The sequence below is a fragment of the Mycobacterium liflandii genome (genome assembly GCF_022354805.1).
Classification (GTDB): domain Bacteria; phylum Actinomycetota; class Actinomycetes; order Mycobacteriales; family Mycobacteriaceae; genus Mycobacterium; species Mycobacterium marinum.
This window is the reverse complement of the sequence record NZ_CP023138.1, coordinates 1,237,382-1,260,263: the sequence shown is the minus strand read 5'-3', so window position 1 is coordinate 1,260,263 and position 22,882 is coordinate 1,237,382. Positions and strand designations below refer to the sequence as shown.

Sequence of the window (22,882 nt, the reverse complement as noted above, 5' to 3'; positions counted from 1 at the left end):
GCCCAGCCGCCCTAAAGTTGGCCTTTGGCTACATAATCCGCACAGCACGTCTACTCGGATGGCACGCCACCGCCGTGGGACGTGCGGCAATCCCGGCGACCCTAGCTGGCGAGCGGCGCCCGAGCCGGCACCCCCCGCCGCGCCACCGCGACCGCGTTGACCAGCCGTTCCGCCGCCGCGCGCGGCGCCCAGAAATGCGGATAGAACGCGATCGAGAATTTGTGTTATCCATAGCGCTCTAGAAACATCCGAACGATGGGTCTAGAGGGAGTATTGACTGCCGACATCAATTGTTGAGGCAACGATTCTTGCGGAAAGAACAACAACGCGTGAAGTGTCACGAGTGACCATATTTGACAAGCTATTCGGCCCGCCGTACGACGCGATTCGCCCGCGTCGGAATCGACGTGTGGGGCGCAGAGCTGCGAGCGGCCACGGTGCCCACGTCGAGGTCGTCGAGTCCGGCCCCAGTATCGCTGCCCGGGTGGTCTCGCTGGCATCCCGACTGACGGTCCGCCCGGTTATTGCGGTCGCTAGCCACTTCCCGCACCTACCGTGGCCGTGGAGCCTGGTCGATTTCGCGCTGCTGCCCATCACCTGGGCATCGGGCATCATCGGGGAAAGGGTGAGCCTGCCAAATGCCTCGGGACATCTGGTCCGCGCGTCGGGCGTGCCACCGCCGGACGGCAGCCGTCGGGTAGTCCTTTACATGCACGGCGGCGCCTTCCTGAAGGGTGGAATTCACTCGCACGCCAGGCTCGCCGGCACGCTGTCAAAATTTGCGGACTCACCTCTTCTGGTCGTCAACTATCGGCTGGTGCCCAAGCACACGGTCGGGATGGCGCTCGAGGATTGTCATGACGCGTACCTGTGGCTGCGGCTGCGCGGACATGCCCCGGAGCAGATCGTGCTGGCCGGCGATTCTGCGGGCGGCTACCTCGCGTTTGCCTTGGCGCAGCGCCTGCGAGCACGCGGCGAGGAACCAGGCCGCCCTGGTGGCAATCTCACCACTGCTGCAGCTGGCAATGCGGTCCAAGAAGGCCCATCCCAACATCAAGTCAGACGCGATGTTTCCGGCCAGGGCGTTCGATGCGCTGGTCGCCATCGTTGCGGGCGCCGCCGCCCGCAACGAAACCGCCGGCCGGCGTGAAGAAATCTACGAGCCGCTCGAACACATCGCCCCCGGCCTGCCCCCTACCCTCATCCACGTCTCTGGGGCCGAAGCGCTCTTGCACGACGCACGGCTGGCCGCGGGCAAGTTGGCGGCAGCGGGGGTTCGGGCCGAGGTTCGCGTCTGGCCCGGCCAACTGCACGATTTCCAGGTGGCCGCGCCGATGCTGCCCGAGGCGACGTACAGCCTGCGCCAGATCGGCGAGTACATCCGCCAGGCGACGGGCTAGGGCTGGTCCGGTAGCAGTCGCACCATCAGACCGTTGGCTTCGGCCAACAACACCTCGTCGGCGTCGACCAGTTCCGCGGCCACGAACGCCTTGCGGCCCTCGGTGCGGGTGACCCGCCCACGCACCAGCAACGGGGTATCGATCGGGGTGATCCTGCGGTAGTCGACGTGCAGGAAGGCGGTTCGGCTAATGGGCCGTGCCGCCGCGTGCGAGATCATGCCGAACATGTGGTCAAACAACAGCGGCAGCACGCCACCGTGCACCGCCGAGTTGCCGCCGACATGGAATCGGCTGAACGATCCCCGCATTTCCACACCGTCGGGGGCGTAGCGGGGCAATGTCCACGGTGGCAGCAGCAGGCTGCCCATGCCGGGCAGATCGGGTGTTCGCCCGGCGGGCCCTTGTCCCTCATCGGCCTGGAACGGACCGAGCAGGCTTGCCAGTGCGTCGGCCTGCTCGGCGGCTTGGTCCCACACGCCGTCACCGGGATCGGCAGACACGGCCAGATCCTGCAATCGGCGCATCGCTGCCACGAATCGGCCAAAGCCAGGACCGGGGCTGGCGGGTCCGTACTCCGGGAACCCGCCGTGATGCTCGTATTCGGGATCGACTTCTTCCCCGGATCCTTCCGATCCGAGCGAAGAATAATGGGTCACGCGCGTTCCTGCAGGATGTCCCGTCGAACGATGGTCTGGTCCCGTCCGGGACCGACACCAATGCACGAAACCGGCGCTCCGGCAATCTCTTCGAGCCGCAGCACATAGTCGCGGGCCTTGGCCGGCAGGTCGTCGAATTCGCGTGCCGCCGAGATGTCCTCCCACCAGCCCGGTAGCTCCTCGTAGACCGGTTTGGCACGGCACAGATCGCTTTGGGTCATCGGCATCTCACTGGTGCGTTTGCCGTCGATCTCATATCCGACGCACACCGGCACCGTTTCCAGGCTGGAGAGCACGTCGAGTTTGGTCAAGAAGTAGTCGGTGATGCCGTTGACCCGGGTGGCGTAGCGCGCGATGACGGCGTCGAACCAGCCACAGCGGCGGCGCCGGCCGGTGGTGACGCCGAATTCGCCACCGGTCTTGGACAGGTATTCGCCGCTGTCGTCGAACAGCTCGGTGGGGAACGGGCCGGAGCCCACCCGGGTGGTGTACGCCTTGAGAATCCCCAACACCGTGCGAATCCGGGTGGGTCCGATGCCGGAACCAACGGCAGCCCCGCCGGCCGTCGGATTGGAGGACGTCACGTACGGGTAGGTGCCGTGGTCGACGTCGAGCAGGGTGCCCTGGGAACCTTCCAGCAACACCGTCTCGCCGGCCTCCAGCGCGTTGTTGAGCAGCAAGCGAGCGTCGGCGATGCGATGGCGGAAACCCTCGGCCTGCTCCAATAGCGACTCGACCACCTGGTCCGGATCCAGCGCCTTGCGGTTGTAGATCTTGACCAGCACCTGGTTCTTGAATTCGAGGGCCGCCTCGACCTTGTGCGCGAGCTGGTCGGTGTCGAGCACATCGGCCACCCGAATGCCCATTCGGGCGACCTTGTCCTGGTAGCACGGGCCGATACCGCGACCGGTGGTCCCGATTTTCTTGCTACCCATGTAGCGCTCGGTCACCTTGTCGATGGCCACGTGGTACGGCATCAGCAGATGCGCGTCCGCGGAGATCAACAGCTTGGAGGTGTCGACCCCGCGATCTTCCAGCCCTTTCAGCTCGCTGAGCAGGACCCCTGGGTCTATCACGACTCCGTTGCCAATCACGTTGGTGACCCCCGGCGTCAGCACGCCGGACGGAATGAGGTGCAACGCGAAGTTCTCGCCGGAGGGCAAGACCACGGTGTGCCCGGCGTTGTTACCGCCCTGGTAGCGCACCACCCACTGCACCCGTCCACCGAGTAGATCGGTGGCTTTACCTTTGCCCTCGTCGCCCCACTGGGCTCCGATGAGGACGATTGCCGGCATGACGCGCTCCCTGGTCTCACGGGTTAAGCCCGCTTATTGTGTTCCAGCCGGTGACCTACCCTACCCAGGAGGTCAGGAGGAGCTTCAAGAATGGGCAGCAATATGGGGGTGAAATCGGCCGCGAACACGCCAAGCATGGCGGTACTGGTGTTCGATGGTCAAGCCGTGCCCGCCGCACTGACCGGCCTGCCGACCCATCAAGTCGGCGATTCCGCCTCCATCGACGCCGCGCTGGCCGCCTACCCACGGCTCGCTGTGATCGGCGGTGATGCCGACCTGGCCGCGATGCTGACCCGGCTACTGCGGACCGACCGACTCGACATCGAGGTGGCCTATGTGCCGCGCCGGCGCACCACAGCGACCCGGGTGTACCGGTTGGCCGCGGGACGCCGCGGCGCATGGCGCGCCCGGCGCGGCAGCGCGGGGCGGGTGCCGCTGATTCGCGACGAAACCGCGACGGTGATCGTCGGCCGCGCCCGCTGGCTACCCGCCGATGACGAGCAGACGATCCACGGCGAGGCGGTCGTCGACGACAACACGCTGTTCGACGGCGACATTGCCGGTGTCTACATCCAGCCGACGCTGGAGCTTCCCGGCCTGCGGGCCGCCTTGCACGAGCGCAGACCATGGCGACGTTGGATTGGCGGACGCGCCGCCCAGCTGGGCACCAGCGGCGCCCGAGTGATCCGCGACGGTATCCCGGCACCCCGGGCCGTGCGGCGCTCCACGTTCTACCGCAACGTCGAAGGCTGGCTGCTGGTCCGGTAGCTTTCGACCGGTGAGCGAAATGGGCCTGCACGAGTCGGTGCGACCCAGCCCGATCTTTCTGGGCCTGGTCGGGCTGACGACAGTTGGAGCGGCGCTGGCCTGGCTGGCGGGATCCAGCGTCCGCCCCTTGGCGTATGCCGGGGTGTTCGTCTTCGTCATCGCCGGCTGGCTGGTCTCGCTATGCCTGCACGAGTTCGGGCATGCGTTCACCGCCTGGCGATTCGGTGATCATGACGTCGCGGTGCGCGCTTACCTGACCCTGGACCCGCGGCGCTACAGCCACCCCGCGCTGTCGCTGCTGTTGCCGATGGTTTTCATCGCGTTGGGCGGAATCGGACTACCGGGTGCCGCGGTGTACGTGCGGACGTGGTTCATGACGCCGACCCGGCGCACCTTGGTCAGTCTGGCGGGGCCGGCCGCCAACGTGGTGCTGGCGGTGTTGCTGCTTACCGCAACCAGATTGTTCTATGACCAGGACCACTGGGTGTTGTGGGCCGGAGTGGCGTTCCTGGGTTTTCTGCAGATCATGGCGGTGGTGCTGAACCTGCTGCCGATCCCCGGTCTGGACGGCTACGACGCATTGGAGCCCCATCTGAGCCCACAGACTCAGCGCGCGCTGGCACCCGCCAAGCAATTTGGCATCTTCATCCTGCTGTTCTTGCTCTTGGCGCCGGTACTCAACCAGTGGCTGTTCGAGTTTGTCGGTTGGGTCTTCGATTTTTCCGGGGTGCCCCATCTACTGGCGATGGTCGGCAACTCGCTGACCCGCTTCTGGAGTCAGTGGATCTGACCGCGGTTGCAATATATGCATAAGTAAGCATATATTGCTCTGCCATGGGCGCTGGACACAATCACACCCCCGCTACGGCCTACGCCTCACGGATGATTCCCCGGATGGTCTGTGCGGCGACGATCCTGGCGATGTTTTTCGTGGTGGAACTGACCACCGCATGGCTGATCAATTCGATCGCGCTGCTCGCCGATGCGGGCCACATGCTCACCGACGTGGTCGCGGTGTTCATGGGACTGGCCGCCGTCATCCTGGGCAGGCGGGGCAGCTCGTCACCAAACCGCACCTACGGCTGGCATCGCGCCGAGGTGTTCACCGCGGTCGCCAACGCGGCGCTGCTCATCGGGGTCGCGCTGTTCATCGTCTATGAAGCGATCGATCGCCTGCGCGAGGCGCCCTCGGTGCCCGGCCTGCCGATGATCGTGGTGGCACTCGCCGGCCTGTCCGCCAACATCGTGGTTGCGCTGCTGCTGCGTTCGCACGCCGATAGCAGCCTGGCGGTCAAGGGCGCCTACATGGAAGTGGTCGCCGACACCGTCGGCAGCCTCGGTGTGCTGGCCGCGGGCGTGGTTACGGTCACGACCAGCTGGCCTTACGCGGACGTTGTGGTCGCCGTGCTGGTCGCGCTGTGGGTGGCACCGCGGGCGGTCTCGTTGGCCCGCGCCGCGCTACGAATCCTTTCCGAATCCTCGCCGAGACATATCGACGTCGACGAGCTTCGTTCGGCGCTGCGCGCCGTGGACGGCGTGACCGAGGTGCACGACCTGCATGTGTGGACGCTGGCCCCCGGCAAGGACATGGCTACCGCCCACCTGACCAGCAGCGCGGACTCCGCGCGGGTGCTGCACGACGCGCGGGCCGTGCTCTCCGACCGTGGGCTGCACCATGCCACGGTCCAGATCGAGCACACCGCGGGCATCCAGGAATGTCCCGATAGCTGTTCGGACGCGGTGCCCGCGATCGGCTGAGCCAAGCGGGCCCGCTTCGGCCAGCCTGCCTACCCGACAGCGGGGTCGCGGGCGTGCCGACCGCCGTGCGCCCAGGCGGCCAAATCCGGCGGAGCCAGTGCGGCGACACGCTCCTCGTATCGCTGTTGCTCAGCCCCACAAAGGATCTCCCGCCACTCACCCCGACCCCCCGCCCGAAAGAAGCGCTCGTTACTACGCCACACACCGTCTGTGGCGTTGGGAGCGAAGTCGAAAGCGCGCTCCCGCATGGCATCCAGCGTGGCGTAGGCGGCCAGCTTCCGGGCGCGAGCACACCCCAGCTCAATACCGAGCACCTCGGCCAGCCGGATCAGCTCACCCACCAAATCCGCTTGATAGTCGGCAAAGTGGAACATGGCGACGTTGGGCAGATGGCGCCGCTGCCAGAGCGAGCCGAAGTGATGCAGGATAGCGGCCAGGGATCCGATCTCGGTAGGCGGCCGAAACCGCATCTCCGACGACGGCACGGCCGCCGCGTCCATCCAGCTTCGGAACGCCTCAATCCGGTCAGGGGCGCAATCAAAGGTGAGCCGGAAGTCGGCGCCTGACTGAACAAATCGCTGGTGCGGCATCGCCGTCACTTCGCGGGTCCGCAATGCGCTGGCTTCCACGTTGGCCCACTGGAACAGCTCCGATACCGCGGCGTCACGCGGATCGCGGCCCACACCGATGTAGGTAACCCGATCGTCGAGCACCAGACCATCCAACGGCGTGTGAGTCTTGATGAACCGGCGATGCCGCTGCGCATCCAGGGCCCTCACCACATCCTCGATCGGGCGAATCGTCTGGTCGAGCCACGGTGACACCCTCGACATTGGCGCCGGCAGCTGCGGGCCGTTGAAGACGAGCAGTGAGACCAACCGCTGGGTCCAAGTCACGCCGCATTTCCACGGCGCGGAAATGACGATGTCGCCCTCGCGCAGTTCAAGCGCGTACCAACGCAGGTTGTCGCTCATCAACGAGCGGTACAGGACAGGTCCGGCCATCTAGGGCAACTTCTCTCGATCGTGGCCCCACTCGCCACGAAGCATTTGCGCTGACTTGTTGCCGATACCGACGGGATGTGAGCCCAACTTGCCCACATCCCGTCGGATCGGCGTCTCACTGTGCCGGTCAGAAGCCAACTCTCACTCGGTGAGTTCGTTGGCGCTGAACACGTAGCACGAGTGGGTGCTCTCTTTCTCGCAGAACAACACTTCGTGGGACATACCCTCACCTCCTGTCGGTGCTCGACGATGCACGTCGACGCAGCCTATATACAAAAACGTATGGTTGTCCATACGAAATAGTCTGTACCAGGGCAGTGGAGGCAGCACCCGACGGGCGACGATGCCGCAGGAGAGGCCGAGATGGGCTTGCGCCCTTAGTGATTCAGTTGCCGTCGGCAACCCGCCGACCGGCCTTAGAGCGGCTTGCGAGCCTCAATGAGTGCCCGGGTTGAATGTGTGACAAACGAGCCTTCGGACTGGATATGGTCGTGCAGCGCCCGCAGCTGATCATGGTAGCACTCGACGGTGAAGTCCGGCAGAAACCAGATCACCTTTCGCAGAAAATAGATGACCGCCCCGACGTCGAAGAACTCCACCCGAAGCCGCTCGATCCGCATATCGACGATCTCGAGGCCGGCGCCGGTGATTTCCGTGCGCACCCGGTCGGCGTACTGATCGGGCCCGCCGTGCTGTCGCGGCCCCAGGAAATGCTCGCGCAGGCTCCACAACGTGGCAGGCCCGACGTGCTGGGCAAAATACGTGCCACCCGCCTGCAGCACCCGGGCGACCTCTCCCCAGCACAGGTTGGACGGGTGACGGCTGGTCACCAAGTCGAACGCGGCGTCCGTGAACGGCAACGGCGGCTTGTCACCGGTGGCGACCACCACCACACCCAACGGATGCAGCAGCTTGGTGGCCAGAGCCGCGTTGGGCGGCCATGATTCGGTGGCGGCCATGGTGGTCGGGAAGTTGCCCGCACCGGCTAACACCTCGCCGGCGCCGGTTTCCAGGTCCAAGGCGGCCGTCGCGTTCGCCAGACGCTGACCTAGCAATCGTTGATAGCCCCATGACGGGCGTTCTTCGGTCGCGCGGCCAACCAACCAAGAGAAGTCCCAGCCCGCCACGGGCACTGACGTAGATTCGGCCACCAGATCGTCGAACGTTCTTGCCACGCCTCACGTTATCAAGGCTTCTCAGGGCTTCGGGGCTCCTTATTGGATGGCGAACCGCACGAAGGGTGCCGCGAAGTGGCTTCGGTGCATGACACACGGATGCCCGCGAAGCGGCTAGCGTCGCCAAGCTCGGAAGTGTCGGGATAACGCCTGGGCCCGGTTCGCAGCCTCGACGGCCGGCGCCAGTTGGCCAGCAAGCCGCCCAGCAAGCAGAGTTGCTCGCCTAGAACCCGAGCACCGAACGGGCCGTCGGGTCGCAATCGTCGAGCAGGTCCAAACACCGCCGGTACTCGTCGGTCTCGCCGATGGAGTCAGCGGCACGCGCCAGAGCGGCCACGCACCGCAGGAAGCCTTGGTTGGATTCGTGCGCGTAGGGCACCGGCCCGAAGCCTTTCCAGCCGTTGCGGCGCAACTTGTCCAGGCCACGGTGATAGCCGGTGCGCGCGTACGCGTAGGCGGTGATGACCTTGTCGTCGTCGAGCGCCTCCTCGGCAAGCGCCGCCCAGGCCTCCGACGCCGACGGATGGGCGGCGGCGACGGTGGCGGGACTTTCGTCTGCCAGCAACTTCTGCTCAGCCTCACTGTCGGGGGGCAGCAGAATAGGATCGGGCCACAGAAGATCACCCATCGACGTCATGGGCGTCATTTTGCCAACCGTTTTGGGCGTGGCCAAACCCGCCTGCCTGGCCGCCACTCAAACGGTTCCTAGCTCGGCAATCACCCCAAGCGGGGGTAGGGTCGCTAAGCTCCAACCTACCCACTCAATAGCGGGAGGAAAGCAGCACTCATGCCCAACGCACCCGAGCCCGACCGCGACGGGACCGAAACCAGGGACGCAGCGGCCGGGGAAGCAGGCACCGAGAGCTTTCCCCTGATCCCCGATGACACTGAAACCGAGACTGTGGTCATCTCCAAGGCTGATCCCGTTACCGATCCCGAACCGTCAGGCGCGGACGCGCAACCTGAGCGGCGCTTCACCGCGCCAGGCTTCGACGCCAAGGAGACCCAGGTCATTGCGACCGCACCCGAGCCGGCCACCGAGGTGTTCCAAACCCACCAAGCGCCGCCCGCTGGCCCACCGCCAATCGGCATGCCACCGAAAACTGCGGTGCCGCAATCGATCCCGCCGCGCGATAGCGGCAGACCGGCTGCCCTGAAACAGCGCAACTGGGGCTGGGTACTGGCAATTGTCGTGATCGTGTTGGCGTTGGCGGCGATCGCCATCCTGGGCACCGTCCTACTGACCCGCAACAAGCACCCGAACGTGTCCCAGGAAGACCGGGTGCGCCAAACCATCCAGCACTTCGACGCCGCGGTGCAGACCGGCGATCTAACCGCTCTGCGCAGCATCACCTGCGGTACCACCCGCGACGGCTATGTGGACTACGACGAACGCTCGTGGGACGAAACCTACCGCCGGGTCTCAGCGGCCAAGCAATATCCGGTCATCGCCAGCATCGACCAGGTCGTGGTCAACGGCCAGCACGCCGAGGCCAACATCACCACCTTCATGGCCTACGACCCGCAGGTTCGTTCGACGCGCAGCCTTGATCTGCAGTTCCGCGATGATCAGTGGAAAATCTGCCAGTCACCGAGCAGCTAGTAGCGCACGCCGCAGCTTCCACCGGGCAACAATTCTCCCGCTCGACCCGCCTGCGCTTCGCGCAAAATCTGTTGCACTGCAATAACTTTCAAATATGACCGCGGTTAGCACTGGCCCCGGGTGCGCCAGCGCGCATTTTCCAGGTCCAACCATTTGTGGCCAATTCCCGGACTCGATCAAGAACAGATTCGCCGCGGGGGCTTTCGGCGGCGACCGGTTGCACTGTTCGTCGAGGAACCACGACTCCCCGATGCATTCCCCATCCAGCCCCATCCAGCGGGACCCACGTCGCACCGGCCGCGCCGGGCAAGCTGCGTCCCGCCAGGATTGAGGCAGGCTTCACGACGGTAAAAGGCGCGCAGTGATCCGCTCGCAATGACCTCGACTATTCGTTTACCACCGCCGGGGGTCTACCCTGTGAGTCGCGGCGGCTACTGCATATTCGGATGTCTCCACAAACACCGAAGAATGCCGCGGTCACCGCCCCCCATCAGTGCAGACATGCCAGAACACGCGAACCACAGTTGCGGAACTAGCCGAACAATTGGCCCATTCGTTACCTGTAGTTTCGGGCTAGTTCCGGCCCGCACCACCCGTTCGTCAAATTGACGGAGTAGCTCGGTTTCCAGCGTGGGAGATCGACTGCTGCCGAAATGCGCCGACATGCATTCTGTGGCAGGGTGTTGGCGAATTGCCTGCTCCTGCGGGGATTTCGACCCGATTCGCTGTTCCAGGAGAGGCAGGTGAGTTTCACGTGAGCATCCACTACCCAGGGCTCCGGCGTTGTTGATTAGCAGGCTTGTGAGCTGGGTTGATGATCTTTGGTGCCGCGCTATTGGGGCCGGAGTGTAGGCACGGGCTATCTGGAGAACGATCGAGTTGGTTACTGTTCGTCGTTGGTCTGGAGTTGCCCGTGCCTACCGTTTCAGTATTGCCTGTGTCGTCGGTTCCAGAGGTGTTCGACCGCTGGAGTCCTGGTGAGCGCAGCGAGCTCATCGGATCGGAGTTTCTCGATGTGTTGGCCTCGGTGCCAGACCCGAGGGACCCACGCGGTCGGAGGTATTCGCTGATGGCTTTGTTGGCGATCGCGGTTCTGGCCACTGCCGCGGGGATGCGCGGCTATGCTGGTTTTGCCACATGGGCGGCCACCGCTCCCGATGATGTGTTGGCCCAATTAGGGGTCCGGTTCCGGCGGCCCAGTGAGAAGACCTTCCGCGCTGTTTTGTCTCGGCTAGACCCCGCCGACCTCAACGCCAGGATGGGCAGTTACTTCACTGCACACGTGGCCAGCAGCGACCCCAGTGGATTGGTGCCGATCGCGTTGGACGGCAAGATGCTGCGTGGTGCTTTACGCGCCAAAGCGACAGCCACGCATCTCGTGTCGGTGTTCACCCACCGTGCCCGATTGGTGCTCGGTCAACTCGCTGTCGCCGAGAAAAGCAATGAAATTCCCTGCGTACGTGCCCTGCTCACGCTGCTGCCGGGTAGCTTGCGGTGGCTGGTCACCGTGGATGCGATGCATACCCAGGTCGTCACCGCGAAGTTGATCTGCGCCACCTTGAAGTCGCACTACCTGATGATCGTCAAGTCCAACCAAGCCAAAATACTTGCGCGTATCACCGCGCTGCCCTGGGCCGAGGTGCCCGCAGCCGCTACCGACGACTCCCGCGGCCACGGCCGTGTCGAGACCCGCACCCTGCAAATCATCACCGCTGCACGAGGAATCGGCTTCCCCTACGCAAAACAAATCATCCGGATCACTCGTGAACGCTTGATCACCGCCACCGACCAGCGCAGCGTGGAGGTGGTCTATGCCATCTGCAGCCTGCCGTTCGAGCACGCCCGCCCTACCGCGATCATGACCTGGATGCGTCAACACTGGGGAATCGAGAACAGCCTGCACTGGATACGCGACGTCACCTTCGACGAAGACCATCAAAGGGCACATACCGGAAACGGCGCACAGGTCCTAGCAACGCTACGCAACACCGCGATCAATCTGCACCGCCTCAACGGCGCCGACAACATCGCCGAAGCCTGCCGGATCACCGCTTTGACCGCCAACCGCCGCCTAGACCTCCTCAATCCACAATTCCCCAGCTCACAAGCCTGCTAATCAACAACGCCGGAGCCCTGATCCACTACCCGACCGTCGAGCAATCGACTATTGATATCCGACAAGTTGTCGGCATCGGGACGCCCAAAGCCGTCGATTTGTGGCTCGATGTGGTCACCGACGCGCCGGATCGCGTCCGTGAACTTGCCTCCTTGTCCAAAGCCGAATTGGCCAAGCTCGGTGACCTGCTCGACACCACCAGCGGCGTTGAGTTGTTCGAATCGGTTGACGACATGCTGGCTGCCGAGGCGCTGCAAGCGATGGACTCGGCGGTGGCGGCCAGCCTGCTGGATGCGCTGGACTCCGATCACGCCGCCAACATTCTGCGCGAGTTCAAGACCGCCAAGCGCGATGCCCTGCTGGCCTCGCTGCCGCTGAAGCGCGCGGTTGTCCTGCGTGGCCTGCTGAGCTGGCCCGAGGACTCCGCCGCGGCGCACATGGTGCCCGAAGCGCTGACCGTGGGCGCCAATATGACTGTGCTGGATGCCATCGCTACCGTGCGCGAGCACGCCGCAGGATTGCGCAGCGACTCCCGGACCACCGCCTACGTCTACGTGATCGACGCCGACTCGCATCTGTTGGGCGTCGTCGCCTTTCGGGCCCTGGTTCTGGCCGACCCCGAGCGCCTGGTATCCGAATTGATGACCGAGGATCTCATCGTCGTCTCACCGCTGACCGACAAGGAATTGGCGGCACAGACGCTGATGACTCACAACCTCATGGCGGTCCCCGTCGTCGATGGGGAAAACCGCCTGCTCGGCATCATCGCCGAGGACGAAGCCCTCGACATCACCCAGGAGGAAGCGACCGAAGACGCCGAGCGTCAGGGCGGGTCGGCCCCGCTGGAGGTGCCGTATCTGCGTGCGTCGCCATGGCTGCTGTGGCGCAAGCGCGTGGTGTGGCTACTCGTGCTCTTTGTCGCCGAGGCCTACACCGGCAGCGTGTTGCGGGCGTTCTCCGACGAGATGGAGGCGGTGATCGCGCTCGCCTTCTTCATCCCGTTGCTGATCGGCACCGGCGGCAACACCGGCACCCAGATCGCAACCACGCTGGTGCGCACGATGGCCACCGGTCAGGTCAGGTTCCGCGATGTCCCCGCGCCCGATGTAGTTGACGACGGTGGCCGCGACGGTCGGCCCCAGCGCCGCAACCAGTGGATTGCCCGAAGACGACATGGCCGCGGCTCCGCCCGCGCCGGTGGCCAACAACAGCACGGCCGCACACGTCAACACCAAGACGCTGAACGCGGCGGTGATGCCGCGCGGAACGTTGCGGGCCGGATCTGCCGTCTCCTCGGCGGCCAGCGGCACCCCCTCCACGGCGAGAAAGAACCAAATCGCAAAGGGCAGCGCCGACCACACGCCCAGATAGCCGTGCGGCAGAAAAGCGGATGCGCCGACCGCGTCGGACGGGGTGATATCCACCAGATTTGCCAGTCGAAAGTGGCCAACCGCGGCGATTGCGAAAACGACGAGGCCTACCAGTGCCACACCGGTGATGATGAACATTACCTTCAGTGCTTCACCCACACCCGACAGATGAATGCCGATAAAGAGTGCATAAATGGTCAGGTAAACCCACCATCCATTGCGAATGCCGAACAGGCCCAGCGATTGTACGTATGCGCCGATGAAGGTGGCGATCGCCGCCGGTGCGATTGAATACTCGATCAGGACGGCGGTGCCCGTTGCGAATCCGCCCCACGGCCCCAGCGCGCGCCGGGCGAAGGTGTACCCGCCGCCCGCGGCCGGCAGTGCCGAGGACAATTCGGCCATGCTGAGCACCAAGGCCAGATACATCGCGGCGATCACCACGGCCGCGATCGCCAATCCGCCGAAGCCGCCGCGCGCCAGCCCGAAGTTCCAACCCGAATAGTCCCCCGAGATCACGTAGGTCACGCCCAGCCCCGCCAGCAGCAGCCAGCCGGCACTACCGGTCCGCAACTGTCGTTTCTGCAGATAGGTCGGTGACTCCAGGTGGCTGTCGGTGCCAGCCAAGTGTCCCCCCGCGAGGTGTGCAACCTCGTGATCGCCTGCCACCTCGTCGACCTCCGTTCAATCGATGGGCCTTCAGCATCTGTTCCGGCCCGTGGGAAAGCCAACCGGTGCAATACAGACTTAACTTTTTGCGCCGGGCCGACAAGGGTTGGCGGTCGGTCTACGAGCAAGCCTGGGACGGCTGGGTCAACGGTGCAGCCCGCCCGGTTGGTGGTGACCGGGCACGGGCAAACCGGGGCCGTGAGCCCCAGTCCGCCATCGGCTGCGCGCCACCTTAGACGACGGTGGGTGCCGCTGGGAACCCTTCGGGGAGTGGCGGATCGAGGCGGTGCGCGGCGGGCGGTCCGGATTCATTCTGGGACCAGCGGTCTCGGTATTTTGGCGGCCGCAGCGAGGGTGCGTGTCGGGCTTGATAAATCGGATCGGCGATTGGCGTCGATCGTGCGCGGGTAGTGGCCGAACTGCGAATTGTCGAGGTGAAGCCGGTTAATTCGGGGCCTTTTCCGATAGGCTTCCGGTGTGGCTCACGTCGATGTCGAATCCACGGAGCTGACAGCGGAGCCGGCCGGTTGGTCGTTTAGCGGGCCGTTGCTGTGGCTGAAGTCGGCGATTGTCGATCGCGACCGCCAATACGCCGATAGCCTGACCAGGCGGCGTCGCGTCGTTGCCATCGTTGCGTGCACCGCTTCGATGGTCAGCGCGAGTTTCGCGGTGATCGAGGTGCTGGCCACCAGTCAGTGGTACGTGGTCTCGCTCAACGCCGTAATGGCCGTGGTGTTTGCGGTGATACCGCTGCTATACCGGCTCGGCGAGCTGGTTCCGGCGCTGGCCTTGGTGATTGCCGCCAACGTGTCACTGGTCGTGGTCAGTTGGATGATCGACTCGCACGTCGGGATCGCGTTCTACTTCCTGATGTCGGTGTTGGTTGCGGCGCTCGTGCTGGGCATCGATCACCTCATGTTGGCGGCGGCGGTGGTGACCTTCGGGGTCGTGATCAACATCGCGGCGCGAGTCGTGGCCCCGTTCCATGCCAGAAAGATGCCGGTCTGGGCCACCGATGCGGGCTTTGCGGTCACCACGATTTCGGCATCGGTGGTAGTCATGGCGACGATCTGGTACGCGCTCAATGAGATTGAGCGGGCCAAGGAGGCCATCGAGCTCGAGTATGAACGTGCGGAGTCGTTGCTCACCAACATCTTGCCGGCGAGTGTGGCGGCCCGGCTCAAGGACCCGGCGACCAAGATCATTGCCGACAACTACGACGACGTCTCGATACTGTTCGCCGATATTGCCGGCTACACCGAACGCGCCAGTCGCGCCACTGCGGAGGAGCTGGTGAAGTTTCTGAACCGCTTCTATGGCGAATGCGACGACCTGGTCGAGCGCCACGGGCTCGAGAAGGTCAAGACCTCCGGAGACTGCTACATCGTGGTGAGCGGTGTGCCGCAGCCCAAGTCGGACCACCTGGAGGCGCTGGCCCGGTTTGCGCTCAGCCTCTCGGATTCGGTGGGTCACCTTACCGATCACACCGGTGAGACGGTATCGATCCGGATCGGCCTGGCGGCCGGTCCGGTGGTGGCCGGCGTGGTCGGCACCAGCCGGTTCTTCTATGACGTCTGGGGCGATCCCGTCAACGTCGCTGCCCGCATGGAGTCCACGGGTTTCCCGGGACGCATTCAGGTTCCGCAGGATGTGTACGAGCGCCTCAGGGAGCGTTTTGTCTTCGAGGAGCGCGGCACCGTGGCGGTGAAGGGCAAGGGGATGCTGCACACCTGGTTTCTGGTCGGCGAGCGCACCTCCGAGTCATCGCCGGTGGGTGGGTCCGTCGTGGCCGCCGGTGATTGACGAGCGTCCACGTCTGCGACCCTGGTTCTTGGATGCCAAGCCGGCTGGTGCCGCACTGGCGGCGTGGGCCCGGAATGTCTGAGGCAGGATCGGGGGCTATGGACCAGCTATGGGCGAACCGGGCCGCGAGTTCTGAAGCCGCCATCACCGGGCGTCACTTCAAGCGGCTGTGGGGGCTACCCGGAACCCAGTTGGGCGTGGTGTCATGGCCGTCGGAACGCAAAGACCGCATGTTCGGCACTTGGCATTACTGGTGGCAGGCGCATCTGCTGGACTGCCTGATCGACGCGGAGTTGCGCGACCCGCAGGCCGAGCGGCGCAGCAGGATCAATCGGCAGGTCCGCTCACACCGGTTGCGCAACAATTTCTCCTGGACCAACAGCTATTACGACGACATGGCCTGGCTGGCGCTGGCACTGGAACGGGCGGCGCGGATAGCAGGTGTGCAGCGGCGCCGGGCGCTGCCCAAGCTCGCCGACCAGTTCGTCAAAGCCTGGGTGCCCGAGGACGGTGGCGGCATCCCGTGGCGCAAGCAGGACCAGTTCTTCAATGCTCCTGCCAATGGTCCGGCGGGGATATTTCTGGCCCGCTATGACGACCGGCTTGCTCGCGCCGAGCAGATGGGTGACTGGATCGACCGCACGCTGATCGACCCGGAGACGCACCTGGTCTTCGACGGCATCAAGGGCGGGTCGCTGGTCCGCGCTCAGTACACCTATTGCCAGGGGGTGGTGCTCGGTTTGGAGACGGAGCTGGCGGCGCGGACCGGAAACGATCGGCATGCGCCTCGCGTCCATCGACTGGTCGCCGCTGTTGCCGAACACATGGCTTCCGCAGGCGTGTTGAAGGGGGCGGGCGGCGGAGACGGCGGCCTCTTCGCGGGAATCACCGCTCGGTATCTGGCTCTGGTGGCCACCACCCTGCCGGGTGATTCCGCCGACGACGCGCAAGCGCGCGACACCGCCCGCGCGATAGTCCTCGCGTCGGCGAAATCAGCGTGGGATTGCCGGCAAACAGCGGACGGGCTGCCGGTGTTCGGGGCGTTCTGGGACCGCGACGCCGAGTTGCCCACCGCCGAGGGGCAGCAGGCACAGTTTGTCGAGGGCGCGGTGCAGGGCTCGGAGATCGCCGAGCGAGACCTGTCGGTGCAACTGTCGGGCTGGATGCTGATGGAGGCGGCCCACAGTGTCGCGGCGGTCAGCTCACTCGGGTAGCACTACCGGGTCGGAGGAGTCGGACTCGTTGTTGGGGGAGCGCCGCCGCGACCGGTAGCCCCGCCAGGCCGCAGTCATGGCCGGGATCAGGGACACGATCAGAATGCCCAAGATGATCTTTTCCAGGTTGTGGTGCACAAATGGCACATTGCCCAGGAAGTAGCCGGCCAGCGTGACTCCGGCGCCCCAGCTGATCCCGCCGACGATGTCGAATGCCAGAAACACCGGATAGCGCATGTAGGACACGCCGGCGATCACCGGCACGAAGGTTCGCGCGAACGGCACGAAGCGGGCCAGGATGACGGTCCAGGGCCCGTACTTCTCGAAGAAGGCGTGCGATTCGGTCACATAGTGCTTCTTGAAGAACCGCGAATCTTCCTTCTTGAACAGCGCGGGTCCGATCCGGCGCCCGATGAAATATGCGGTCTGGTCGCCCAGGACCGCCACCACAGCCACGGCCGGGGCGAGCACACCGATCGTGACCGGTGGATGCGCACTGGCGGCCAGTAGGCCCCCGGTAAACAGCAGCGATTCGCCCGGCAGCAGCGGAAACAGCAAACCGGTCTCGATAAAGACGATGAGCAATATGCCGGGAAGCACGGCGGACCCGAAAATTCCGTCGGCGCCCAGCCAATACATCGGGTCGAGGATGTCCGGCAAGGCCATCTCGGCGGTGTTCATGGTGTCTCAACATACCGGCTTGAACAGGTGGCCCACCGGAGTGGACACATTCCCCGGTCTTGCAATACTGGGTACACCCAGCCTTCAGGAGGAGTCTTTCATGCCCATCGCAACGCCCGAGGTCTATGCCGAGATGCTGGGACGTGCCAAAGAGAATTCGTACGCCTTCCCTGCCATCAACTGCACATCTTCGGAGACAGTCAACGCCGCGCTCAAAGGCTTCGCCGACGCCGGCAGTGACGGGATCATCCAGTTCTCCACCGGTGGTGCGGAGTTCGGTTCCGGCTTAGGTATCAAGAACATGGTGACCGGCGCCGTCGCGCTGGCCGAATTCACTCACATCGTCGCGGCCAAGTACCCGATCAACGTGGCGCTGCACACCGACCACTGCCCCAAGGACAAGCTCGACACCTACGTACGGCCGCTGCTGGCGATCTCCGCCGAACGGGTGTCGGCCGGAAAAGACCCGTTGTTCCAGTCGCACATGTGGGACGGTTCGGCGGTCCCGATCGATGAGAACCTGGTCATCGCGCAGGAGCTGCTCAAGGCGGCCGTGGCCGCCAAGATCATTCTCGAGATCGAAATCGGCGTGGTCGGAGGCGAAGAGGACGGCGTCGAGGCCGAGATCAACGAGAAGCTCTACACCACCCCCGAGGACTTCGAGAAGACGGTTGACGCGCTGGGCGCCGGTGAGCAGGGCACCTACCTGCTGGCCGCGACCTTCGGCAACGTGCACGGCGTCTACAAGCCGGGCAATGTCAAACTGCGCCCCGACATTCTCGACCAGGGGCAAAAGGTGGCCGCGGCCAAGCTCGGGCTGCCCGACAGCGCCAAGCCGTTCGACTTCGTCTTCCACGGCGGCTCGGGCTCCCTGAAGTCCGAGATCGAGGAGGCACTTCGGTACGGCGTGGTGAAGATGAATGTCGACACCGACACCCAGTACGCGTTCAGCCGACCGATCGTCGGGCACATGTTCACCAACTACGACGGCGTTCTCAAGGTAGACGGCGAGGTCGGCAACAAGAAGGTCTACGACCCGCGCAGCTACCTCAAGAAGGCCGAGGCCGGGATGACCGAACGGGTGATCGAGGCCTGCAACGACTTGCACTGCGCTGGGAAGTCGCTAGCCGGCTGAGCGGAGCCGGCTAGCGGAGCAGGTCAGAGGCCCTGCAGCTGCGTCAGGGTCAGGTGCGCGATCATGAAGTAGATGATCAGCCCCGTGCCGTCGACGATGGTGGCGATCAGCGGCCCCGAAACGATCGCGGGGTCGATGCGCAACTTCTTGAGCAGCGGCGGCAGGATCGCCGCCACCAGCGATGACCACACCACGATGGCGGCCACCGTGACGGCCACCGTCACCGTGACCTGCGGACCCACGTTCAGCGTCCAAGCGCGGATCACCGCGGCCACCGCCATGGTGAAGCCGACCAGTGCACCCGTGGACAGTTCCTTGACCAGTACCCTACATCGGGCTGGCCGGTCTGGTCGCCAGCTTCTTTTCCATCATCTATGCCTACTCGCGGCAGCTGTTTGCGCTGTCGCGGGCGGGTTACCTGCCGACCGCGCTGTCGATCACCAACTCCCGCAAGGCGCCGACGCTGGCCCTGATCGTTCCCGGTGTCATCGGTTTCGCGCTGTCGGTCACCGGTGAAGGTGATCTTCTGCTGAACATGGCGGTCTTCGGAGCCACTCTCAGCTACGTGTTGATGATGATCAGCCATATCGTATTGCGGCGGCGGGCAGCCGATATGGCCCGCCCTTACCGCACCCCGGGCGGTATTGCCACGTCCGGCTTCGCATTGCTGGTCGCCGCGACCGCGCTCATTGCCACATTCCTGGTGGACACCGTGGCCGCTTTCTGCTGCCTGGGCGTATTCTGTGCGTTCATACTGTATTTCGCCTTATATAGTCGGCATCAACTGGTCGCCAATTCTCCGGACGAAGAATTGGCGGGCTCGCAAGATTTCGAAAGCGAACTGCAATGAGCTACCGGCAGACTATTTCGGGTACCACGTATGCCTTCGACGGGCTGGTCGACGTGTTGGCCAAGGCAACGCCGCTGCGCTCTGGTGACCAGCTCGCCGGCTGTGCCGCCGAACATGACGCCGAACGTGCCGCCGCCGCTTGGGTACTCGCCGACATGCCGCTGACAACGTTTCTCAGCGACGTGGTCGTGCCCTACGAAACCGACGAGGTCACCCGGCTCATCATCGACAGCCATGACCGCCAGGCATTCGCTCCGATCTCCCATCTGACGGTCGGCGGCCTTCGCGATTGGTTGTTGGACACCGCGGCTCGCGACGACAGTGCGGCACGCATCGCGGCGATCGCGCCGGGCCTGACCCCGGAGATGGTTGCCGCGGTCTGCAAGATCATGCGCAATCAGGATCTGATTCTGGTCGCCGCGGCCACGACCGCCACCGCCGCCTTCCGCACCACCATCGGGTTGCCGGGCCGGCTCGCCACCCGGCTGCAGCCCAACCATCCCACCGACGACCCGCGTGGAATTGCGGCCGGGATGCTCGACGGCTTGCTGATGGGCTGCGGCGACGCCGTGGTCGGCATCAATCCGGCGACCGACTCGCCTCAGGCAACCGCGGACCTGCTTCACCTTCTCGATGACATCCGGCAACGTTTCGAGATCCCCATGCAGTCGTGCGTGCTGTGCCACGTCACCACCACCACGGAATTGATCGACAAGGGTGTGCCCGTTGACCTGGTGTTCCAGTCCATCGCCGGCACCGAGGGCGCCAATTCCAGTTTCGGTGTGAACATCCCAATGTTGTTGGAAGCCAACGAAGCCGCGCGGTCGCTGGGCCGCGGCACCGTTGGCGACAACGTCATGTACCTGGAGACGGGACAGGGTTCGGCCCTGTCTGCCGGTGCGCACCTGGGCACCGGTGGCAAGCCCGTCGATCAGCAGACATTGGAGGCGCGGGCCTATGCGGTGGCCCGGACGCTGCAGCCGCTGTTGATCAATACCGTGGTCGGATTCATCGGTCCGGAGTACCTCTACGACGGTAAACAGATCATCCGGGCCGGGCTCGAAGACCACTTCTGCGGGAAACTACTGGGCCTGCCGATGGGCGTCGACGTCTGCTACACCAACCACGCCGAAGCCGACCAGGACGATATGGATACGCTGCTCACCCTGCTGGGCGTGGCGGGCGCGGCCTTTGTGATCGCCGTCCCCGGCGCCGATGACATCATGCTGGGCTATCAAAGCCTGTCGTTTCACGATCCGTTGTACGTGCGACAGGTGCTGCGGCTGCGCCCCGCACCCGAATTCGAAGCCTGGCTAACCGGTCTGGGGATGGCCGACGCCAACGGACGGATTCTGCCCATCGATCTGGCGACCTCGCCGCTGCGGGCATTGGCAACCGGTGCATGAACGCACCGGACGCACGGGCCGCCGATGAGGTGTGGGCATTGCTGCGCGACGTCACCCAAGCGCGCATCGGACTCGGCCGCGCCGGCAACTCATTGCCCACCCGGCGGGTCCTGGAGTTCCAGGCCGCCCACGCCGCCGCGCGGGACGCCGTGCACGACCCGCTCGACGTCGCAGGGCTCACCGAACAGGTCCGCGACCTGGGCCTCGGCGCACCGCTGGTGGTGCGCAGTCAGGCCAGCTCACGTAGCGAGTACCTGCGCCGGCCTGATCTAGGCCGCGCTCCGGCGGACCTGTCCATCCTGCCCAACACCGGCGCCGACATCGGCATCGTGCTCGCCGACGGCCTATCGCCTCGCGCCCTCACCGATCACGGCGCCGGCCTGCTGGGTGCGCTGGTGCGCGAGTTCCATGACCGCTATCGCATTGCCCCGCCAGTGATCGCGACCCAGGCGCGCGTTGCCCTCGGCGACCACATCGGTCAGGCGCTGGGAGTGCGCACGCTGCTGGTGATCATCGGCGAACGCCCCGGGCTATCGGTTGCGGACAGCTTGAGCATCTACCTGACGCACCTGCCGAGACCGGGTTTGACCGATGCGGATCGAAACTGCATCTCCAACATCCACCCGCCCGACGGCCTCGACTACCAGACCGCCGCCGGCATCGCCGCTGCCCTGGTCACCGGGGCCCGTAAACTCGGCCTCTCAGGGGTGGCCCTCAAAGACACCTCGCGCACCGAACTGACCGCCGACGACACGCTCGGCATCGGCTGACGTCACCGCAGATCGCCGCCCAGCGCCCGGAGCAACTGCTGTACCCCGGTCAACGAATGCGCCGGCAAGAACAGGTCACAGTAGGGCAGCGCCGCGGCCATCGAGCCGGTCAGCGGCTCGAAATCGCTCTGTGCCGCAAGCGGATTGAGCCAGACCAGCAACTGGGCGCGCCTGCGCACGCGAGCCAGCGCGTGACACAGGACCTTAGGTGCTTCGCTGTCCCAACCGTCGGAGGCAATGATCACCACCGCGCCGCGTAACGCGTTGCCGTGCGGCGGTTCCAGCAGCGCACCGACACTACGACCGATAAAGGTGCCGCCATACCGGTCGGCTACCTTCGCATTCGCCCGGTCCAGGGCCACCTCCGCCGAACGATGAGCCAGCACCGGGGTGAGCCGGGTCAGCGAGGTCGAAAACGCGAAGACCTCCGGGCGAATGCCGGGTTGGCGCGCCACCAGCGCCCGCATGAGATGCAGATAGATCGCCGCATAGGGCTGCATCGAGCGGCTTACGTCGCAGAGCAACACCACCCTCCTGGGCCGTCGGCGCGGCCGGATCCGCGCCAGGCGCACCGCTTCCCAGCCGGTGGCGCGCGAAGCGTTCATCGTGGCTCGCAAGTCGATGCGCTTGCCGTGCGGGCTGGACTCGAAGCGCAGGCTGCGCCGGCGCGGCCAGCGCGCCACCGTCGACTCCAGCCAGCCACCAATACGCCGCAAGTCTTCGGCGTCGAATTGGTCGAACGGTTCCTCGGCGAATGCGGCGATCCGGCTGGGCAGCAAGTCGGGCAACTTGATGCTGGGTCGAACACTTCCGTCCTGATCCCCGACCCGGCTGGCCCAGGGCAGCGGTTGGCCGCCGGCGGCACCGGAGGGCCCGCCGTTGCGATGCACGATGCCGGCCGCCGGTGTCTTGGGGCCCGGCAGCGGCCGGGCAGCATCGGCCGCCTCAGGCCCGGCCGCATCGAGCGCGCCGAACACGGCGGCAAAGGCGAGGTCAAAGGCAACCAGATCCTCCATCCGATTGACCAGGGTCAACCTCGCGGCCCAATACAGCGCGGACAGGGAGTCGGGCACCAACTGCCGCATTGCCTGCACAAAATTCGCCTGACCGCTGGCCGACACCAGCACCCCGACCCCGCGCAGCCGTGCCACCAGCGCGGCGGCGAACGCCGCCAGGTCGACGCCGCGCAGCAGCAACGGAGCGGTCATC

At 65.1% G+C, this 22,882-nt stretch carries 17 protein-coding genes and 5 pseudogenes; 13 read left to right on the top strand and 9 right to left on the bottom strand.

What is annotated here, in order from left to right; all coding sequences use genetic code 11:
* The first annotated feature begins 709 nt into the window (after positions 1-709).
* A pseudogene (locus tag CKW46_RS05700) lies at positions 710-1,400 on the top strand (alpha/beta hydrolase fold domain-containing protein).
* Here CKW46_RS05700 and CKW46_RS05695 read toward each other — a convergent pair.
* Entirely contained in the window at positions 1,397-2,056 is a 660-nt protein-coding gene (locus tag CKW46_RS05695; protein WP_117436822.1) for a PaaI family thioesterase, read from the bottom strand. The pseudogene CKW46_RS05700 and the gene CKW46_RS05695 overlap by 4 nt on opposite strands.
* Positions 2,053-3,351, bottom strand: coding sequence for an adenylosuccinate synthase (locus CKW46_RS05690; protein ID WP_015354371.1), 1,299 nt, complete (start codon positions 3,349-3,351; stop codon positions 2,053-2,055). The genes CKW46_RS05695 and CKW46_RS05690 overlap by 4 nt, the downstream gene beginning before the upstream one ends.
* Before the next feature lie 90 nt (positions 3,352-3,441).
* Here CKW46_RS05690 and CKW46_RS05685 point away from each other — a divergent pair, with 90 nt between their 5' ends.
* The 3 genes from CKW46_RS05685 to CKW46_RS05675 are packed head-to-tail and all read left to right on the top strand — an operon-like array spanning position 3,442 to position 5,877.
* Complete coding sequence (locus CKW46_RS05685; protein ID WP_015354370.1) at positions 3,442-4,119, top strand: hypothetical protein; 678 nt, start codon at positions 3,442-3,444, stop codon at positions 4,117-4,119.
* Positions 4,120-4,129: 10 nt separating this feature from the next.
* The gene (locus CKW46_RS05680) at positions 4,130-4,909 is read left to right on the top strand and encodes a site-2 protease family protein (RefSeq protein WP_020788822.1); all 780 of its coding nucleotides are present in this window, start codon (positions 4,130-4,132) and stop codon (positions 4,907-4,909) included.
* 44 nt (positions 4,910-4,953) lie between these two features.
* Entirely contained in the window at positions 4,954-5,877 is a 924-nt protein-coding gene (locus CKW46_RS05675; protein WP_011740736.1) for a cation diffusion facilitator family transporter, read from the top strand.
* Between the two features lie 29 nt (positions 5,878-5,906).
* Here CKW46_RS05675 and CKW46_RS05670 read toward each other — a convergent pair whose 3' ends face one another.
* The 3 genes from CKW46_RS05670 to CKW46_RS05660 all read right to left on the bottom strand — a co-directional run bounded on the left by CKW46_RS05670 (position 5,907) and on the right by CKW46_RS05660 (position 8,693).
* The gene (locus CKW46_RS05670; RefSeq protein WP_482052951.1) at positions 5,907-6,881 is read right to left on the bottom strand and encodes a sulfotransferase domain-containing protein; all 975 of its coding nucleotides are present in this window, start codon (positions 6,879-6,881) and stop codon (positions 5,907-5,909) included.
* Positions 6,882-7,297: 416 nt separating this feature from the next.
* Complete coding sequence (locus tag CKW46_RS05665; protein ID WP_015354367.1) at positions 7,298-8,056, bottom strand: methyltransferase domain-containing protein; 759 nt, start codon at positions 8,054-8,056, stop codon at positions 7,298-7,300.
* A 223-nt stretch (positions 8,057-8,279) separates the two neighbouring features.
* Positions 8,280-8,693 carry a DUF3151 domain-containing protein gene (locus CKW46_RS05660; RefSeq protein ID WP_482052950.1) on the bottom strand — a complete coding sequence of 138 codons (414 nt, stop codon included), beginning with the start codon at positions 8,691-8,693 and terminating at the stop codon, positions 8,280-8,282.
* Between the two features lie 150 nt (positions 8,694-8,843).
* Between CKW46_RS05660 and CKW46_RS05655 the strand changes: the two genes are divergently transcribed.
* From CKW46_RS05655 to CKW46_RS05645, 3 genes and pseudogenes are all read left to right on the top strand, one after another.
* Positions 8,844-9,659 (top strand): Rv0361 family membrane protein, encoded by an 816-nt coding sequence (locus CKW46_RS05655; RefSeq protein WP_011740742.1) that lies wholly within the window; start codon positions 8,844-8,846, stop codon positions 9,657-9,659.
* 913 nt (positions 9,660-10,572) lie between these two features.
* On the top strand, positions 10,573-11,775 hold the full coding sequence (locus tag CKW46_RS05650) for an ISAs1-like element IS2404/ISMul1 family transposase (protein ID WP_482053369.1): 1,203 nt from the start codon (positions 10,573-10,575) through the stop codon (positions 11,773-11,775).
* Positions 11,776-11,795: 20 nt separating this feature from the next.
* Positions 11,796-12,875 (top strand): annotated as a pseudogene (locus tag CKW46_RS05645) (magnesium transporter); the annotation flags it as partial.
* Here the strand turns inward: CKW46_RS05645 and CKW46_RS05640 are convergent.
* A pseudogene (locus CKW46_RS05640) lies at positions 12,876-13,814 on the bottom strand (amino acid permease); the annotation flags it as partial.
* 477 nt (positions 13,815-14,291) lie between these two features.
* Here CKW46_RS05640 and CKW46_RS05635 point away from each other — a divergent pair.
* Entirely contained in the window at positions 14,292-15,617 is a 1,326-nt protein-coding gene (locus CKW46_RS05635; protein WP_482052949.1) for an adenylate/guanylate cyclase domain-containing protein, read from the top strand.
* A gap of 98 nt (positions 15,618-15,715) precedes the next feature.
* Positions 15,716-16,831, top strand: coding sequence for a glycoside hydrolase family 76 protein (locus CKW46_RS05630; RefSeq protein WP_015354361.1), 1,116 nt, complete (start codon positions 15,716-15,718; stop codon positions 16,829-16,831).
* Here CKW46_RS05630 and CKW46_RS05625 read toward each other — a convergent pair.
* Complete coding sequence (locus tag CKW46_RS05625; protein ID WP_012392627.1) at positions 16,820-17,512, bottom strand: DedA family protein; 693 nt, start codon at positions 17,510-17,512, stop codon at positions 16,820-16,822. The two genes, CKW46_RS05630 and CKW46_RS05625, sit on opposite strands and share 12 nt — an antisense overlap.
* Positions 17,513-17,612: 100 nt before the next feature.
* Here CKW46_RS05625 and fbaA point away from each other — a divergent pair, with 100 nt between their 5' ends.
* Positions 17,613-18,647 carry a class II fructose-bisphosphate aldolase gene (gene fbaA, locus CKW46_RS05620; protein ID WP_012392628.1) on the top strand — a complete coding sequence of 345 codons (1,035 nt, stop codon included), beginning with the start codon at positions 17,613-17,615 and terminating at the stop codon, positions 18,645-18,647.
* 23 nt (positions 18,648-18,670) lie between these two features.
* Here fbaA and CKW46_RS05615 read toward each other — a convergent pair.
* A pseudogene (locus tag CKW46_RS05615) lies at positions 18,671-18,973 on the bottom strand (magnesium transporter); the annotation flags it as partial.
* On the opposite strand from CKW46_RS05615, the pseudogene CKW46_RS05610 reads away from it, so the two are divergent.
* From CKW46_RS05610 to eutC, 3 genes and pseudogenes are all read left to right on the top strand, one after another.
* Positions 18,970-19,497 (top strand): annotated as a pseudogene (locus CKW46_RS05610) (amino acid permease); the annotation flags it as partial. The pseudogenes CKW46_RS05615 and CKW46_RS05610 sit on opposite strands and share 4 nt — an antisense overlap.
* Complete coding sequence (locus tag CKW46_RS05605; protein ID WP_012392623.1) at positions 19,494-20,903, top strand: ethanolamine ammonia-lyase subunit EutB; 1,410 nt, start codon at positions 19,494-19,496, stop codon at positions 20,901-20,903. The pseudogene CKW46_RS05610 and the gene CKW46_RS05605, both read left to right, overlap by 4 nt.
* Positions 20,900-21,673 carry an ethanolamine ammonia-lyase subunit EutC gene (eutC, locus tag CKW46_RS05600; RefSeq protein ID WP_482052948.1) on the top strand — a complete coding sequence of 258 codons (774 nt, stop codon included), beginning with the start codon at positions 20,900-20,902 and terminating at the stop codon, positions 21,671-21,673. Before CKW46_RS05605 ends, eutC begins: the two co-directional genes overlap by 4 nt.
* 2 nt (positions 21,674-21,675) lie before the next feature.
* On the opposite strand, the gene CKW46_RS05595 is transcribed toward eutC, so the two are convergent.
* Positions 21,676-22,881 carry a vWA domain-containing protein gene (locus tag CKW46_RS05595; protein WP_482052947.1) on the bottom strand — a complete coding sequence of 402 codons (1,206 nt, stop codon included), beginning with the start codon at positions 22,879-22,881 and terminating at the stop codon, positions 21,676-21,678.
* Between the last annotated feature and the right edge of the window lies 1 nt (position 22,882).

Bases quoted from the DNA above. Each gene is read 5' to 3' on its own strand.
- CKW46_RS05595 (WP_482052947.1), bottom strand. From the start codon at position 22,881: ATGACCGCTCCGTTGCTGCTGCGCGGCGTCGACCTGGCGGCGTTCGCC.
- CKW46_RS05675 (WP_011740736.1), top strand. From the start codon at position 4,954: ATGGGCGCTGGACACAATCACACCCCCGCTACGGCCTACGCCTCACGG.
- CKW46_RS05625 (WP_012392627.1), bottom strand. From the start codon at position 17,512: ATGAACACCGCCGAGATGGCCTTGCCGGACATCCTCGACCCGATGTAT.
- CKW46_RS05685 (WP_015354370.1), top strand. From the start codon at position 3,442: ATGGGCAGCAATATGGGGGTGAAATCGGCCGCGAACACGCCAAGCATG.
- CKW46_RS05670 (WP_482052951.1), bottom strand. From the start codon at position 6,881: ATGGCCGGACCTGTCCTGTACCGCTCGTTGATGAGCGACAACCTGCGT.
- CKW46_RS05690 (WP_015354371.1), bottom strand. From the start codon at position 3,351: ATGCCGGCAATCGTCCTCATCGGAGCCCAGTGGGGCGACGAGGGCAAA.
- CKW46_RS05655 (WP_011740742.1), top strand. From the start codon at position 8,844: ATGCCCAACGCACCCGAGCCCGACCGCGACGGGACCGAAACCAGGGAC.
- fbaA (WP_012392628.1), top strand. From the start codon at position 17,613: ATGCCCATCGCAACGCCCGAGGTCTATGCCGAGATGCTGGGACGTGCC.
- CKW46_RS05660 (WP_482052950.1), bottom strand. From the start codon at position 8,693: ATGACGTCGATGGGTGATCTTCTGTGGCCCGATCCTATTCTGCTGCCC.
- CKW46_RS05630 (WP_015354361.1), top strand. From the start codon at position 15,716: ATGGACCAGCTATGGGCGAACCGGGCCGCGAGTTCTGAAGCCGCCATC.
- CKW46_RS05605 (WP_012392623.1), top strand. From the start codon at position 19,494: ATGAGCTACCGGCAGACTATTTCGGGTACCACGTATGCCTTCGACGGG.
- eutC (WP_482052948.1), top strand. From the start codon at position 20,900: ATGAACGCACCGGACGCACGGGCCGCCGATGAGGTGTGGGCATTGCTG.